10 protein-coding genes are annotated in these 15,919 nt (G+C 57.5%); 7 read left to right on the forward strand and 3 right to left on the reverse strand.

Annotated elements, in window-relative coordinates; genetic code table 11:
* The first annotated feature begins 199 nt into the window (after positions 1 to 199).
* The 5 genes from VFA09_23635 to VFA09_23655 all read left to right on the forward strand — a co-directional run bounded on the left by VFA09_23635 (position 200) and on the right by VFA09_23655 (position 7,464).
* Complete coding sequence (locus tag VFA09_23635; GenBank protein ID HZU70282.1) at positions 200 to 832, forward strand: polysaccharide deacetylase family protein; 633 nt, start codon at positions 200 to 202, stop codon at positions 830 to 832.
* Between the two features lie 129 nt (positions 833 to 961).
* Positions 962 to 2,812: an ABC transporter ATP-binding protein gene (locus VFA09_23640; GenBank protein ID HZU70283.1), complete on the forward strand. Its 1,851-nt coding sequence runs from the start codon at positions 962 to 964 to the stop codon at positions 2,810 to 2,812.
* 163 nt (positions 2,813 to 2,975) lie between these two features.
* Positions 2,976 to 5,552: a glycosyltransferase gene (locus VFA09_23645; GenBank protein ID HZU70284.1), complete on the forward strand. Its 2,577-nt coding sequence runs from the start codon at positions 2,976 to 2,978 to the stop codon at positions 5,550 to 5,552.
* A 22-nt stretch (positions 5,553 to 5,574) separates the two neighbouring features.
* Positions 5,575 to 6,741, forward strand: coding sequence for a hypothetical protein (locus VFA09_23650; GenBank protein HZU70285.1), 1,167 nt, complete (start codon positions 5,575 to 5,577; stop codon positions 6,739 to 6,741).
* Positions 6,742 to 6,744: 3 nt separating this feature from the next.
* Complete coding sequence (locus VFA09_23655) at positions 6,745 to 7,464, forward strand: ChbG/HpnK family deacetylase (protein HZU70286.1); 720 nt, start codon at positions 6,745 to 6,747, stop codon at positions 7,462 to 7,464.
* Between the two features lie 236 nt (positions 7,465 to 7,700).
* Here VFA09_23655 and hflX read toward each other — a convergent pair whose 3' ends face one another.
* From hflX to VFA09_23670, 3 genes are all read right to left on the reverse strand, one after another.
* A complete protein-coding gene (hflX, locus tag VFA09_23660) occupies positions 7,701 to 9,041 on the reverse strand; it encodes a GTPase HflX (GenBank protein HZU70287.1) in 1,341 nt (446 codons plus the stop codon).
* Between the two features lie 72 nt (positions 9,042 to 9,113).
* Positions 9,114 to 9,626, reverse strand: a complete 513-nt coding sequence (locus VFA09_23665; protein ID HZU70288.1) for a CvpA family protein — start codon at positions 9,624 to 9,626, stop codon at positions 9,114 to 9,116.
* Between the two features lie 226 nt (positions 9,627 to 9,852).
* Positions 9,853 to 10,032 carry a hypothetical protein gene (locus VFA09_23670; GenBank protein ID HZU70289.1) on the reverse strand — a complete coding sequence of 60 codons (180 nt, stop codon included), beginning with the start codon at positions 10,030 to 10,032 and terminating at the stop codon, positions 9,853 to 9,855.
* Between the two features lie 431 nt (positions 10,033 to 10,463).
* On the opposite strand from VFA09_23670, the gene VFA09_23675 reads away from it, so the two are divergent.
* Together VFA09_23675 and VFA09_23680 are read left to right on the forward strand one after the other, a co-directional pair.
* Positions 10,464 to 12,578 carry a SpvB/TcaC N-terminal domain-containing protein gene (locus VFA09_23675; protein HZU70290.1) on the forward strand — a complete coding sequence of 705 codons (2,115 nt, stop codon included), beginning with the start codon at positions 10,464 to 10,466 and terminating at the stop codon, positions 12,576 to 12,578.
* A partial coding sequence (locus VFA09_23680; protein HZU70291.1) for an RHS repeat domain-containing protein occupies positions 12,544 to 15,919 on the forward strand: 3,376 nt, incomplete at its 3' end. The genes VFA09_23675 and VFA09_23680, both read left to right, overlap by 35 nt.

Below are 15,919 nucleotides of genomic sequence, written 5' to 3' on the forward strand. Positions count from 1 at the left end.
TTTTTGCAGTGCCCCGGGGCATGTCATTCTGAGCGAAGCGAAGAATCTCTGGCGCTACGCGGATTCTTCCCCTGCGTTCCTCAGGGCTTCGGCTTCTTGCGCTCAGCATGACACGGGGGAAAGCCATTATTTCTTTTCCAGAGAGGAGTTCGATGAGTAGAACGGAAGTCCCGGGCCGGGAGATAAAATACTCGCCATTTTGTCCTATCATAAAATAGGCAAACCCGCCGGTCCCGATTGGGATACGTGGTTTCATATATCCGAGGCGATTTTTGCGAATCAGCTGAGCTACTTGCATGAAAACGGCTGGAACGTGATTGGCCTCGAAGACTTCTTCACATCCCTGACGATGCCGGATAGCCTGCCAGAGCGATCAGTGCTCCTGACATTTGATGATGGCTACCGGTCGATGCGTCGCGTTGCTCTTCCCTTGCTGGTTGAGCCTGGATACCCGGCAGTGGTTTTCGTTCCCACTGATTTCATCGGAGGACACAACTGGTTCGGCATCGATAACGAGCCAGAAGATATAATGTGTGATTGGGACGATTTGCGGGAGTTGGAGCGCTATGGAGTTTCCGTTCAATCACATGGAGTGTCGCACCGGGCATTTTCAGAGCCTGACCTGGCCCAGCAAAAAGAGGAACTGCTGCGCTCCAAAGCGGTGCTTGAAGAAGGGCTGGGCAAACCCGTCACCGTCTTCGCATATTCTTACGGGGATGCCGGTGTGGACGCAGACATACAACGGAATCTGCTGAGAGAGTGCGGCTATACTGCTGCCTGCCTGTATGGGGAGGACCTGTGCGCCTGCCAATTACTGACCCATATCGCCTGACTCGCCTGACTATGGGCTCTGATACTGATCTAGAGGTGGAACTGGAGCAGGGAACTCAATCAACGAGATTATGGCCGCAGATTCTTCGCTGTCGCTCAGAATGACGGGTGGAACTGGAGCAGGGAACTGATGAACGAGAATATCGAAACGATGGAAGAGAATAAGAATCCAGGAACGCCGCGCCTGATGTGGCGATTGCTGCGTATGTGCATGCCGGGGCAGATGCCGCTGATCATACTGGGGATCATCGTATCGTTGGGGTCGGCGGGAGCGGCATTGCTGCAACCATGGCCCTTGAAGCTGGTTGTTGACAATGTTGTGAGCAATCACCCGCTGTCTGGCCCTTTAGCCAAACTCGCCGGCATCATTACCGCCCATACCGCGGTCACATCCCCGAGGATCGCACTGCTGGTGATCCTTTGTCTCGCGGTCTTAGTGATTCAAGCGCTCGTGGGCATATTCGAGGTGTTCAGTACCTACCTGCTCGTGTCTGTTGGCCTGCGCATGGTGTTCAAATTGCGCTGCGCGTTATTCAACCACATCCAGCAGTTATCGCTCTCGTTTCACGACGCGACCGCTGTGGGCGATTCGCTCTATCGCGTCACCTGGGATACGTACTGCGTGCAGGAACTGTTCAACAGCGCTATGATTCCTGCTCTCACTGCCGTTTTCACCCTCGGTGGCATCGCCTTCGTGATGATTTCCATTGATTGGAAGGTCACGATAGCCGCGTTGCTGATCGGTGTGCCGCTGGTACTCTTTATCCGGCGCATAGACAAGCCAATGACCGAATTCTCGACGCGCGTACACGAGCGCGAGAGCGATATCAGCACGCGCGTGCAGGAGACGCTGACGAGTATCCGGGCGGTGCAGGCTTATGGGCGCGAGGAGTTCGAAGGGGCGCGATTCCGCCAGCACGCCAGCGCCAGCATGCGCGCGAATCTGCGGCTCACAGTGCTTGAAAGCGGCTCACAGGCGGTGATTGACCTGCTGCTGGCGATTGGCACCGCGGCGGTGATTGGAGTGACCGCCGCAGAGGCGCTGGGAGGACAACTGACCGTTGGCGATGTGATACTCCTGGTTGCCTATGTAGCGATGCTCTATCAACCGCTGCAGACGCTGGCCTCGACCGCCGTTGTCGTGCAGAGCGCGGCAGCCGGGGCGCTGCGCGTCTTTTCAGTGCTGGATGCTCCTGCTGATGTAGCTGACGCGGGGGACGCCATCGAGCTACAGGGTAGGGCAAAAGGCCATATCGCTTTCGAGCATGTCTCGTTCAGCTATCGGGAGGATTTGCTTACCTTGCGCGATGTTTGCATCGATGTTCCCGCCGGTGGGACCGTGGCTCTGGTTGGCCCATCCGGCGCCGGGAAGACGACGCTGGCGAGCCTGCTTATCCGCTTCTATGATCCCAAGGCGGGTCGCATCACACTTGACGGAGCTGACCTGCGCAGCCTCACCTTGAAGTCCCTGCGGCGCAATATCGCGCTGGTGCTGCAAGAGCCGGTGTTGTTCTCGGCCAGCGTGCGTGAAAATATCGAATACGCGCGCCCAGGAGTCACGCTTGAGGAGATCAAGGAGGCAGCGCGTGCCGCGGGCGCTCACGAATTTATTCAGGCGCTACCCAATAGTTACGAGACGGAGATCGGCGAACGAGGAGTCACTCTCTCAGGTGGGCAGCGACAGCGTCTCTCAATTGCGCGTGCCTTTTTGAAGGATGCTCCGATCCTGATCCTGGACGAGCCGACGAGCGCGCTGGATGCAGAGACGGAGGTACAACTGCTGGAAGCCCTCGAACGCCTGAAAAAAGGCCGCACTACATTGATTATAGCCCATCGCTTATCGACGATTCGCAGCGCGGACCAGATCATTGTCCTGCAAGATGGGATGGTCGTCGAATCGGGGGCGCTTACCGAACTGAGGCGGGCCGGCGGCCCTTTCCAGCGGCTGTATGATAGCCAGTTCGGGTCTCTCTCTCACTAATCTGGATGTAACAAAATGATCTGGTGGCTGGCCGTAACCAATCGCTATTGAAATACAACTATCTCTCCGTCAGCAAGATTTGCTCATGAGAAAGCTGAAACAATCTATTTGAGTTAACAACGCCTACAATCGCTCCATACGATACATGTAAAGGGGAGCTTACATGTCTATCTCTATCAATACCGGCGTGCGTCCCTGTGTGCAAGGAAAATTCTTCTTTGTAGGTGAGGAGAAGTTGTATGTTCGCGGGGTTACCTATGGGACATTTCGCCTCAATGAAGATGGTAACGAGTGCCACGATCCAGAAGTTACGGATCGAGATTTCGCTATGATGGCGGCAAACGGCGTGAACGCCATTCGGACCTACACGGTACCGCCGCGCTGGCTGCTGGATATGGCTCAACGGCATGGCCTGTATGTGATGGTTGGTTTGCCCTGGGAGCAACATATCGCGTTTCTGGACGAGAAGAAACGCGCCGCCTCAATAGAGGAACGAGTGCGCAAGGGAGTGAGGGATTGCGCGGGTCATCCTGCTGTGCTTTGTTATGCTATCGGCAACGAGATTCCCTCCTCGATTGTGCGCTGGTATGGTCATCGCCGCATCGAACGCTTCCTTGAGCGGCTCTACCGTGCGGCAAAAGCCGAGGACCCCAAGGGGTTGGTGACGTATGTGAATTTTCCGTCCACCGAATATCTCGAGCTACCTTTTCTCGATCTCGTCGCTTTCAATGTCTACCTGGAGTCGCAAGAGAAACTCGAGGCTTATCTCGCGCGCCTGCAGAACATCGCCGGCAATCGACCGCTGTTAATGGCCGAGATGGGCCTGGATAGCCGCAGGAATGGCGAGGAGAAGCAGGCCGAGACCTTAGACTGGCAGATCCGCACAATATTCGGCGGTGGTTGCGCGGGCGCATTCGTCTTTGCCTGGACGGATGAGTGGTATCGCGGGGGCTATGAGATCGACGATTGGGACTTTGGCATCACGACCCGGAATCGAGAGCCGAAGCTGGCGCTGGAAGCCGCGCGCAAAGCATACAGCGAGGTACCATTTCCGACAGATTTAGCTTATCCACGCGTCTCCGCGATTGTTTGTAGCTACAACGGGCAGCGCACCCTGCGCGACTGTCTCGAGGGCCTGCTGAAGCTGGAATATCCAGACTACGAGATCATACTCGTTAATGATGGCTCTACCGACCTGACCGCGGCCATCGGCGAGGAATACGGCGTCAGGGTCATCACTACCGCGAATCATGGCTTGAGTAAGGCGCGTAACGCAGGTCTGGAGGCGGCTACAGGCGAGATTGTGGCCTACATTGACGACGACGCGCGTCCGGACCCTCACTGGCTGATGTATATGGCGACCACGTTTATGAAGAGCGAATATGTAGCCGTGGGAGGCCCCAACATCGCACCTGCTGGAGATGGACTCATCGCCGATTGTGTCGCCAATGCGCCGGGCGGCCCTATCCATGTGTTGCTTTCCGACGAGGAGGCGGAACATATCCCGGGTTGCAACATGGCATTCCGGAAATCTCACCTGCAGGCCATCGGTGGCTTCGACCCCCAGTTCCGCATTGCCGGAGACGATGTCGATATTTGCTGGCGCTTGCAACAGTGCGGCTGGAAATTGGCGTTCAGCCCGGCAGCAATGGTCTGGCATCACCGGCGCAACTCGGTACGCACGTACTGGAAGCAGCAAAAGAACTACGGCAAGGCAGAAGCGCTACTGGAAAAGAAATGGCCGGAGAAGTACAACGCCGCCGGTCATCTGACATGGACAGGCAGGCTCTATAGTCCCGGCGTCACCCGCGCCCTCAATTTCTGGAGGAGCCGCATCTATACAGGAACCTGGGGTAGCGCGCTCTTCCAGTCCGTCTACCAACCGGCCCCGGACACCTTATGGTCGTTAGCACTGATGCCTGAATGGTACCTGATCCTGCTAAGCCTGGCCGGTTTGTCTCTACTCGGTATTTTCTGGCCCCCGCTACTCTATGCGTTGATATTGCTCATACTGGCAAGCGGTCTAACGGTTGTCCAGGCAGGATTGAGCGCGGCCCATGCCTCTTTCTCGACTACGACTCACTCGCGTTTCATACGCGCAAAATTGTACAGTCTCACGATGTTATTGCATTTGCTGCAGCCCGCGGCGCGTCTCTGCGGGCGCCTGCGCCTGGGTTTAGCTCCTTGGAGATGGCGCGGCGTGTCTGACCATGTGCTACTCAGGCCGCGAGCGTCAACCATCTGGAGCGAGCATTGGCAAGACCCTCTTGAACGATTGCGCCGTATCGAAGCCAACATTCAAGCGCTCGGCAGCAATGTGCGGCGCGGGGGCGACTATGACCGCTGGGACCTGGAGGTATGCGGCGGCATATTTGGTAAGGCTCGCACGCGCATGGCCGTTGAAGAACACGGCGCGGGCAGGCAATTGCTGCGTTTTCGCCTATGGCCGCGCTGTTCGTTCACAGGCCTCGCGCTGGTGCTGCTATTTGCTCTGCTCTCAACAGCGGCAATGTTCGCGCTGGCATGGAGCGTATCCGCAATTCTGGGCGGCGTAGCCATAGTGCTGGCGGTTCGTATCTACGAGGAATGCGCCAATGCGATGGCAACGCTGTTGAGGGTGTTAAAGCAACCACAGAAAGCAGTTGAACACGTGCTGGTGCCGGGGCGCCGCACAGGCACAAGGCACGGTCCCTACAACGGGAAGTTTGAATGCGAGCAACCACAAGGATCGTCCCATTGAAACAAGACAGGAGTCGATATACATGAAACGGCTGCGTATTATCGTCGTTGGCACGCTAGCATCCAACCCTTACGCGGGCATGGCCTGGATGCATATGCAGATCGCCGCCGGCCTGCAGCGGCTGGGGCATGATGTTTACTACTTCGAAACGACCTCGGCGTGGCCATACGACCCTCTACGCCAGGAGATTGTGGGCGATTCGGACTATGCTCTACCATACCTGGCGCGAATCACAGAAAGTTTCGGACTGGGAGATCACTGGGCTTACAGGCGCAGTTACACGGATAAAGAGTGGTTTGGCCTGAGCCGCGACAAGGCCGAGGATTTGCTTGCTCATGCCGACCTGGTTCTGAACGTGGCCGGGGCAACTAAATTGAAGGAAGAGGGACTGAAAATAGGTCGCCTGGTATACTATGGCACCGATCCCGTTCTCGACGAACTTGCCTATGCCAATGGCGATAAAAATACGCGCATGTTCATTCAGGAGCATGATGATATCATTACCTATGGCGAGAATATCGGCAGGCCGGATTGCCCCATACCGCCCTTGCCGGGTCTGCGCGCCAGGACTCGCCAGCCGGTCCTGCTCGATCTCTGGCAGGCAGGGTCACCCTTAAGAGATGCGTTTACCACCGTGAGCAATTGGAAGCAGGAAGGACACGATATCATCTACCAGGGCGAAACCTATTATTGGAGCAAGCACTACGAATTTATGAAGATCCTTGACCTGCCACGGCGAGTAGATCAACCCATCGAGCTGGCAATGGGGCTGGCCTACCTGGAACCGGAGACGTTGAACATGCTGGAGTCGCATGGCTGGCGCTTAGCCGACGCGCAGGCGTTTTCACTGGACCCCTGGCGCTATCGCGAGTACGTACAGGTCTCACGCGGTGAATTCACGGTGGCGAAAGATCAGAACGTGCGGCTGCGCAGCGGCTGGTTCAGCGAGCGCAGCGCCTGCTACCTGGCATCAGGTCGCCCCGTAATCACGCAGGATACCGGATTCGGTGCGGTGCTGCCTACTGGAGAGGGCCTGTTCGCGTTCCAGGCGATGGAGGATATCCTGGCCGCTTTCGAAGCCATCAACGCAGACTACGAAAGGCACAGCAGAGCGGCAAGAGCGGTCGCGGAGGAATATTTTAAAGCGGAAACGGTGTTAGCGAAACTTCTAGATGACCTGGGATGTTGATATATGGAAGGAACAACCAGGCGTTACCTGATCGTCAACGCCGACGATTTCGGGCTAAGTTCCGGTGTGAACCGGGGCATCATCGAGGCGTTCGAGTATGGCATCGTGACGAGCGCCAGCCTGATGGTTAACCGCATAGGGGCAGAAGAGGCTGCTGCTTACGCTCGCAGGCAACCAAAATTGGGCCTCGGCCTGCACATCGACCTGGGCGAATGGGCTTACCAGGATGGAGAATGGGTGACCCTGTACGAGGAGGTTCCAATGGATGATGCCAGAGCAGTGCAGGACGAGGTAGCGCGGCAACTCGCCTCGTTCCGTTTCCTGGTTGGCAGAGAACCTGACCATCTCGATTCGCACCAGCACGTGCATCGCGAGGAGCCTGTGCGATCAATCGTTACCGGCATAGGCCAGAAATTAGCCATCCCGGTGCGGCACTTCAGCCCGCAGATCGGCTATCGCGGAGATTTCTACGGCCAGAATGAAGAAGGCGAGCCATATACTGAAGCCATCAGCGTCGATGCACTGATCAAAACACTGGAATCGCTGCCCCCCGGCATTACAGAACTCTGCTGTCATCCCGGCTATGGAGATGACCTGGATACAATGTATAGAGTCGAGCGCGCAATAGAAGTGCAGGCGCTCCGCGATGCCAGAATATGGGCAGCCCTGGATGAACTGGGAATCGATTTGTGTTCGTTTAAAGAAATCAATAAAGGGCTTTGACGAACAGATTGGTCAAGCGCCCGGTTCAGGTCATGGCATTCTGAGTAGTTCAGTCATGTCATTCTGAGCGGTTCAGTCGTGGCATTCTGAGCGGTTCAGTCGTGGCATTCTGAGTGGTTCAGGTCGTGGCATTCTGAGTGGTTGAGTCGTGGCATTCTGAGTGGCTCAGAATGCCACGACTCAACCACTTGATTTACTGGTTTTGAGCGTAAAACGCATCATTGCCCCACCCCAGGTTATTCCGCATTCGCCTGTGCGTATGGAACATAATACCCCTTTAATGAGCGTGGAATACGCCCCACAAGCAGCGTTCCCTCGGGTGTATGCTGTTCTTGATCCACGTGCCCGCGACGATGGAAGAGTTCAACCAGCTCGCTCTTATCATAGGGAATAACCAGTTGCATGGATTCCATAGTGGCGGCCAGCACCTCAGCGATCTTTTCGCGCAAGGCATCCAATCCGACCTTTTTCAGGGCCGAAACGGGAACGGCGTTCGGATAGAGGGATGTATCAACTTCAGAGGGGTCGTCAAGCAGGTCGATCTTATTCAGGGCAGTGACGCGGGGCTTCCCTGCCGCATCCAGGTCGGCCAATACTTCATTGACGGTCTCGCTTTGCTCGATGGCGTTTTCGTGGCTGGTATCGACGACTTCGAGCAGCAGGTCGGCATCGATGACCTCTTCAAGCGTGGCGCGGAAAGCTGCGATCAATTTGGTAGGCAATTTTTGAATGAAGCCGACGGTATCGGTGAGCAGGGCTTCCTGATTGCCTGGCAGAATGATATGGCGCGTGGTGGGATCAAGCGTGGCGAAGAGCTTATTTTCGGCGATCACCTCGGCCTCGGTCAGCGCATTGAAGAGGGTGGACTTGCCGGAGTTGGTATAACCTACCACGGCGACAACGGGAATGGCTTGCGAGGCGCGTTGCCTGCGATGTAGCATACGCTGCTCGCGCACGCCCTCGATTTCATCGTGCAGCTCGGCTATACGGCTGCGAATACGCCTGCGATCAATTTCCAGTTTTGTTTCACCGGGGCCGCGCACACCGATGGCGCCACCGGCGCCCGTCGCTCCCGCGCTACGCGAACCACCGGCCTGGCGCGAATATTCATCTCCGCGCCCCGCCAGGCGCGGCAGGCGGTACTCCAGCTGCGCCAGTTCCACCTGCAGGCGGCCTTCACGCGTGCGAGCGTGCTGGGCAAAGATGTCAAGAATGAGGGCGGTGCGATCAATTACACGCGCTTTGAGCAACCGCTCCAGGTTGCGCTGTTGAGATGGGGAGAGTTCATCGTCGAAGATGACGAGGTCAAAACCAAGGTGTTTCTCGGTATCGCTCAATTCCTGCGCACGCCCCTTACCAATGTAGGTGGCGACATCGGGGTGGCGCAGGCGCTGGATCAGAGACCCTACTACCTCGGCGCCGGCGGTGCGTGCCAGCGCCCCCAGTTCACTTAACGAGTCTTCTACACTCCAAAGACTCTCGTTTTCATCGTGTTCGACGGCGACCAGAAAGGCCTGCTCGGGCCTTTGCGCGCCTGCTTCGATAAACCGACCCTGTTTTGCCGTAGTTACCTCCACTCTATTACATGTACTACACACTAGCTCTATAACAGTATTGTATCATCCATACAAAAGAAGGCAAGGCAAGGTTCAAACGTGAACGGGGATGGTTTTCACAAAGAAGCTATTTACTCTCGCGAACAGGCTATTGGTAACGGCGGTGTTATAAAACTGCTGCCAGCTCTGGAATTGCGAGGCGCTAACACCGGGTATGTGGTGAACATCCTGGAGAAAACTCTGCAGGACGACCAGCAAGATGACCCAGATCAGCCAGGCCTCGGCAAAACCGATGACGGCTCCCAGCAATCTATTGCCAAAGCCAATCAGGGGCGTCTTATTTATCACGCCGTTGATTACCGTACCGATAATGTGAATGACGAGAACAGTAGCGAAGAAGAGCAGGATATAGGCAATGAGCGGCGTAATGGAGATGTTGTTCGTGGCGAGAAACGCTATGAATTGCGGTCCATACACCTTCGCGATGAGAAAGCCTGCCGGAAGACTGAGCAGGTTGAAAAGGCTGAAAACGGCGCCATTGCGAAAACCGTTGAAGACGAGCAGGACAATTGTGACGATAAAAAGAATATCGACCAGATCAAACATCGCTTTGATTCCTCTCGACAAAGATGCAACAGACCCAAAAGCTGAGTCTATTATATACTTGCTTAGACGTTGTGGGAAGTGGAGTTGTAACAAGGGTGGGGTGAAATAGATAACATAGCTCCACTCATCAGACATCGAGCTGACCATCCTGAGCAGAGGAAGTTACCAGGCTGTAGACGCTCCTGCCACATCCACCTTCACGCCTCGTGAAAAGGAAGTGCTCAAACTACTCTGCCAGGGAAATGATCTGCCGGCTATTGCAAATATCCTGCACATTGCTCCAACCACGGTCAACCAGTACTACAGGAGAATCTGTGCGAAACTGGATGTTCGCAATGAACGAGAGGTGGTATTCGCGGCATTTGCCAGTGGATTGTACTTTCCAATTGAGGATCTTACTCCTCATGTGACTCATCATTTTTAGTGGTGCCTTTCTGTTCTTTTTCTCAGCTATGGTCAACCAGTATCAACCGGCTTCGAACGGCGTTCGAAGCTACAAGAGGAACAAACATTCTCAGCGAATCGCTGAAACAAGTTCAGCGATTCGCTGAGAAAAAATCCGCGTTTTGCGGATGACAAATCTCAACATAGTGTGTATGCTTAGAGCAAGGGGAAAAAGTAGAACTTTTCTCAGGGGAGAGGACAAGCGTACCTCTGTTGCTTCTGCACTTTCCTCTGCTCATCATGGCGTTGTCCTGCCAGTGCGTCATTTCATCATGCGTTGTTTTGCTACTCTTCTGCTCATCCTGATGAAGTGATGTCAGAGCTTTTTGCCTGTGACTCTGTGACCTGGAGGTATTAACTTGTGTGCTGCCGGCAAGAAATGGAGCGCGCTGCATGTCTCATCTGCCTTCTGACCCGCAACTAACTGCTCATCGACCTCGCCAGACCCGTCTTGCTTTCTCACCCGGTCGCCTGGTCGTTCCGCTGCTTCTCTGCCTGCTGCTCCTGGCGCAACTCTTGAGCCAGTGGAGCCTGCTGACCAAACCTGCCTACGCCGCGGCCAGTACTCCGGTGCATAGCACGCCGCCCAGCCTGACCTTCGCGCAGTATCTCAAAGACAGCTCGCACACCAGCCCGCCGCGCAAAGGGCCGCCCTCACCCTATCCGCAGCCGCCCAAACATACGCAAAGCCAACCCATTACCCCCCCGCCTGCCGCCGAACCGGCGACGATGAAACCGATCAATGCGCCGCTGAGCGCCGCCTTCCTGGCCGGTGGCCCCGGCACCTCCCCGCTGGACCTGCGTGGCAGCGATGGCCGCCTCGAGCTGGTCCTGCAACCCGGTTCATTGGATCTCTCGCATGCCCGTATTCCCGGTAGCAAAGCTCCGCAAGGTGCGCTCACGTTGCAACTGGGCCAGGTACATGGCCACTTCGAAGGCATGCTTAATCTGCTCGGCTCCTACACCGCGCAGATCGTCGACAGCAAAGGCCACGTCGTCAGCGGCATCACGCTCTCCACTCCGGCCACGTTGCTGTATCACTACTCGCCGGGCGAGTTCCTGCAACTGGACCTGGACCCCACTGGCATCTTGCTCACCTGGCCCTCCTTGCTGGCGGCTGCTCGTCAAGCGCATCAGCCCACCAGCGGACTGATTGTGACCATGCAGAACAATCGGCAGGCTCAGGAGCTCTCGGCTCAGACGGTGGTGCTGGGACCCGGCCCGTTCAGTTTGGGTGGTGACCCACAGAACCAGATGGCGCCCATCCCACACCTGGCCGAAGTGCAGGGCAACAACGGTCAGCTCTCCTACAGCTACCCCTTGCAGGTGGCCCCCGGCAGTGGCGGCTTCGCTCCCCAGCTCAGCTTGAATTATTCCAGCATGGATCCCAACGACCGGCACAATAACACCTCGCCGGCCGATGATATCGGCGATGGCTGGTCGCTCACCCTGGAGTCGATCACCGCCGATGTCTATGATGGTAACACCTGGTACTTCCTCAACGGCATCGACAACGTCGGGGACCGGCTGATGCTCTATGATAGCACCAACAAGCTCTACTATACCGAGCACCTCTCTTACCTGCGCATCCAGCAGGTCACCGCCAATGGGCAGCCCTGCTTCGATGTGTGGGACAAGGCGGGCACCTTCTACGAACTGGGCTGCACCCCCGACTCGCTGGAGTACTCTCTCAACAATGGCCAGCGCGACAACTATGCCTGGAATGTCGATCGCATCGTGGCCCCCAACGAGGGTCCCAACCAATCCTACTACAAGCTGATCCAGGTCTCCTACCTGCAGGACTGCTCCACCGGCAGCTACGTCTCGCCCTGCCCCAGCGGCGATACCGTGCGCGATGCCGTCATCAAACAGATCACCTACGGCATCAGCAGCGATCTCAAGACGATCAGCACCACTAATACGGCCGGCACCATCGACTTCAGCTACCTGGCCCCGTTCGATGATGGCAGTTGGGCCACCCACTATACCTACAACTCGACCGGCAACGACCCCTGCACTCCGCCGGCTTCGACGACGCTGCGCTGCGATGACCCGGTGCAGAAGTCCGGCGGCTTTACCGCACCCTCCGTGATGGGCACCTTCACGCTGGTGGGCATCACCAGCTATCTCAATACCGATGGGTCCAGCAGTAACGCCGCCTTTGGCTACAGCTTTTCGTACATGGATAGTGCCTTTCAGAGTTGCACCGATCCCGTCACCGGCGACCCGGGCTACTGCGCCGGCGACCACCTGCTCACGCAGATTCAGCCGCTGGTCTATCAGAGCGGGGTCGCCAACAAACTGCCCGTCGTCACCTTTGGCTATACGCCACTGACGGACACCTACTACGACAGCATGGACCAAAATCAGTACAACGGCCAGCAATTTCAGAACACCACGCGCTGGTCCTACCTGAAGAGCTATCACGATCTCAATACGGGCCTACAACAACAGCGATGGCACCCCCACCAACTTGAACAACGGCCAGATCACCGACAATCGCTATGACGCGCTCTACTGTACCTGGAATAGCTGTACCGGCAACTATGCCCATCCCGATGACCTGGCCTGGAGCGTGCAGGTGGTGCAGCAACTCACCAGTTGGAGCGCCGATAGTTCCGCGCTCACGACCGCCACGACCTCCTACGGCTACGAACTGGCCTTTACGCACCAACACTACAATTCTCCCCATCCCTGGTGCTATCCCGATCAGCAGCCGCCGCCCAACACGGATACCGACTGCGTGGGCGACAACTGGATCAACAGCGGCAATAAGAGCGACTTTGCCGACTATTACCACGCGGAATTTCGCGGCTTTGCCCAGGTGTGGCGCACCTCGCCATCAGGTGACCTGACCATCGACGACTATTTCAGTACCGAGGGCTGGAACAGCTCCCTCACCGACCCGGAGAACTACGATGCTGGACAACTCCAGCTGGAGGAGGTCTACCAGGGTCCCTACAAGAATGCCAATGCGCTCTTGAGCCAGGCGCTCAATACCTATCCCGGCCCCTACGAGCAGAACGGCGATGCGCCCGCCAACACGACGACGAACCCCAGCGCCTGCGTCAGCAATCCGCCGTCGAGTTGGAGTCCCTACAATGCCTGCACCATCGTCGAGCTGTCGAGCAAGACGACGCAACTCAACGGCTCCAACAGCAGCAACGCGCCCTGGGTCGAGGACGACAACACCTACGATGACTACAATCCCAATTCGGGCGGCCTCAACACGAATGGCTACCACAACCTGACCCAGCAGGTCGTCAAGGGATCCAACCTGCCCACGAGCCTCTATCCCCTGACTAAGAAATGGACGTATACCACCAATGCCAGCGCGCCCGGGGGCAGTTGGACCTATTACACCGTCGATACGGTGACCCACAGCGAGGTCGATGATGCCACTGGGCACGCCTGGCAGTGTCAATCGACCAGCTATGACCAGGGCAGCAGCAATCCCACCCCTGATGCTGGCTGGCCCACCACCGTACAGACCTACAGCAGCGGCAACTGCGCCAGTCAGAGCAGCCCGCTGACGACCAGCTACAGCGATTATGACATCTACGGCAACGTTGTGGCAACGGTCGATCCCGATGGCGCGGCCCTGCCCTCGCTCTACCAGGGGAAAGGATGTACCACCGGCAGCACCATTGCCATCGCCAACAGCGCCTGGACGGCAGGCCGCTACACCACCTGCACTACCTACGACGGCACCCATTACCAGGCCTTGCCGGCGAGCAGCGCCAATGCTTTTGGGCAGACCACCAGTTATGTCTATGATCCCAATCAGGGCAATATCTTGCAGAGCAGTACCGATCCCAACAACCAGAGCACCAGCTACAGTTACAGCTACGACAACAGCGGCAATCGCACCATTCAGGTCAAAGAGCCAGGGGAGACCAACGCCTACACCACGCAGACCAGCAGCTACAGCAGTTGTCCCACCAGCAGTAGCCTGCCCTGCTACGAGGTCGATACGCTCTCCTACCAGTACCACACGCTGTTTGCCAGCACCTTTTATGACAGCCAGGGCCGCGCCGTCGAAACCATCACGCCTGGACCTGCGCCGGCCAACCCGCAGAACGGCATGGTGTATTTCACCGTCGTCTTCACCAGCTACAATGATAGCAATCACAGCAGTTTCAAAAGCAACCCGTTCGTGATTGCCGTGGCCAGTGGACCGTCGCCGCAGCGCGTGAGCTACGTCGACCCGGCTCACGCGACTGACTACAATGGGCAGACGCCAGGGGGCACGGCCACCTACGACGATGCCCTGGGTCGCACCATCGCCGTGCAGGACCCGCTCTGGACGGGCAATGATCAGATCGCCTGCCTGAGTGGCTCCCAAAATACCTATACTGCCTGCATCAATTACAGCATCGGCCAGGTGAGCGGGGATAGTAATTACTATGCCACGGCAACCTCAGTGGACCCCGACCAGCATGTCAGCGTCAGCTACGTGGACGCGCTGGGCCGTACCGTCTACAGCCAGCAGGACAGCGGCACCTACAATCACAGCCCTTCGGCCAACGAACAGACCACCACCCAGTACAACGTGCTGGATGAACCGACCTCGGTGGTGGTCAAGGACCTGGCCCCGCAAAGCGGCCAGAGCATCACCAGCGTCACCACCACGGCCCAGTACGACGACCTGGGCCGGCTGACCCAACTGGTTGACCCCGACCGCGGCACGCACAGCTATACCTACGACGCCGATGGCCGGCTCACCATCGATAGCTCCGGCTCCAGTCCCACGCGCACCATTGGCTATGTCTATGACCTGCTCGGTCGCCTCGGTTGCGTTCAGGATACAACGCCCGCATCCAGCCCGACGGGCCAGTGTACCGGCGGCAACCCCTACGTGCAGAACAGCTATGATAGCTCGGTGATCGGAGGCAGCAGCGACTATCCCGTCGGCCAACTGACCAAGAGTGTCGCCACGACCTACTTTGGAGGCGCCACAGCGACGGTCACCGAGAAGTTTGCCCATGATCCGCGCGGCCAGCTCATCCAGGAGAATCTGGTCTTCGGCCTGCCCAGCGCCTGGAATGTCAGCACGCCCCTACCCACCTACAAACTGAGCCTGACCTACAACGATGCCAATCAGCTCACCACCACGACCACCAGCAGCGCCAGTCCCTCCGGCCTGGGCTATACCAGCACGCAGAGCTACGACAGCACCACCGGCGTGCCAACCGGCCTGAGCAACAACACCAGCAGTACCCCCAACCTGGCCACCCTCTCCTACAACGCGCAGGCGCTGCCAGGCAGTCTCAACTACCAGACCAGCAGTGGCGGGCAACTGGCCATCGAGCAGCTGGGCTACGACGGGGACCTGCGCGTGCAAAGCCTGGCCACCACCTGGCAGGGCGGCAGCGGACAGAGTGGCACGATTCTCACGCAGGGTCTGGGCTACGACCCGGCCAGCAACCTGGTCAATCTGACGACGACCCAGGCCGCCGTGCCGGGGAACAACAATTCCGGTGGCAGCGAGACGCAGGTCTTTTGCTACGACGAACAGAACCGTCTGCTGTGGTCGGGCAATAGCGGCACCCCATCCTGCACGGGTAACGGCAGTCCGGGTACCCCAAGCGGCCATATCGCCGCCTACACGAATAGTTTTGTTTACACGCACCTGGGTCAACTGTGGCAAGGTCCCTTGAATGGCGGCAGCACCCAATATCAGTATCTCTACTGTACCAGCAGCGCGCCGCACCAGTTGACCGGCCTCTACAGCCTGGGTGCCACCTGCTCGAACCAGACGGGGCAGGGTTACGCCACGAGCTACGACCAGTGGGGCAACGTCACCGGTCGCACCTACAGCGGCACCACCGGCACGCTGACCTATGACA

The sequence above is a fragment of the Ktedonobacteraceae bacterium genome (assembly GCA_035653615.1).
In the GTDB taxonomy this organism is placed as follows: Bacteria; Chloroflexota; Ktedonobacteria; order Ktedonobacterales; family Ktedonobacteraceae; genus DASRBN01.